Origin of the sequence: Burkholderia sp. E168m23 (genome assembly GCF_016586125.1) — a bacterium.
In the GTDB taxonomy this organism is placed as follows: Bacteria; Pseudomonadota; Gammaproteobacteria; order Burkholderiales; family Burkholderiaceae; genus Burkholderia; species Burkholderia orbicola.
The window spans coordinates 1-964 of record NZ_BCPP01001500.1 but is presented as its reverse complement, the minus strand read 5'-3'; the positions used below and the strand labels follow the sequence as shown (position 1 = coordinate 964).

General features: G+C 61.3%; 1 protein-coding gene and 1 pseudogene. Both read left to right on the top strand.

The window, feature by feature from the left end; all coding sequences use genetic code 11:
• A partial coding sequence (locus JMF90_RS40510; protein WP_236598150.1) for a hypothetical protein occupies positions 1–213 on the top strand: 213 nt, incomplete at its 5' end.
• A gap of 226 nt (positions 214–439) precedes the next feature.
• Positions 440–964: pseudogene (locus tag JMF90_RS38465) on the top strand (peptidase S10); the annotation flags it as partial.

Below are 964 nucleotides of genomic sequence, written 5' to 3'. Positions count from 1 at the left end.
GCCGCAATCGGAGTGAGCGGCAGCGCTGCTGCATTGTCCATTCCGCCGTCGAGGCACGATTGGTGCGCTGCAGCGCATGCGTGTCGCGACCATTTCGGGTCACATCCGTTAGACGAATCCGTCTATTTCGCTTTGCTGAGCAATACCGGCGACCGCGCGATTTTGTTGACCGGCATCGCACGAAATCCGTGCATTTTTAGCCGCTGCGGGTAAACGCGAAAGTCGCTGAAAGCGACGTGAAATGCAAACGTTTCACGAATCGAAGCATTCCTGAAAGGTGTGCGCTGCACCGCTTGCGTGCGAAATATTTCCAAATTTTTCAAAGCTGATCGGCTCGCGTATATTGGCCAGCGCCTCGGCTCATCGGCCGCAATCGAGGCGGGGGGTGGCTTATCCGGCTGCTCGACACAAAAAACATCCGAGAAGAAGGAACGCAACGATGCCAGCGAGCAAAGCGAAGCTGTTGTTGGGAGTGGTGTGTTCTTCGCTGATTCTGACGGCCTGCAATGACGACGTGACGTCGTCGTCTGCAGCGAGCGCCGCGAATTCAGCCGATCCTGCCGGTCAGGTCGACCGCGCGTACAACGATCCGAACAGTTATTCGTCGAGTGCGAACGCGTCGCTCGACGCATCCGCCGCGGTCGAGAAGGCCGCCGTCACGCACCATCAGATCACGCTGAACGGCAAGACGATCCGGTACACGGCCACCGCCGGCCACCTCGTCGCCCGCAATCCGCAGACGGGCGCGCCCGAAGCCTCGTTCTTCTACGTCGCCTACACGGCCGACAACCAGCCCGCGGCGAAGCGGCCCGTCACGTTCCTGTACAACGGTGGCCCCGGTTCGGCCTCGGTGTGGCTGCACCTCGGCTCGTTCGGCCCGCGCCGGATCCAGACCGGCGACCCGAACGCGAACACGTCGACGTTCCCGTTCGTCGACAACCAGGAAACCCTGCTCGACACGACC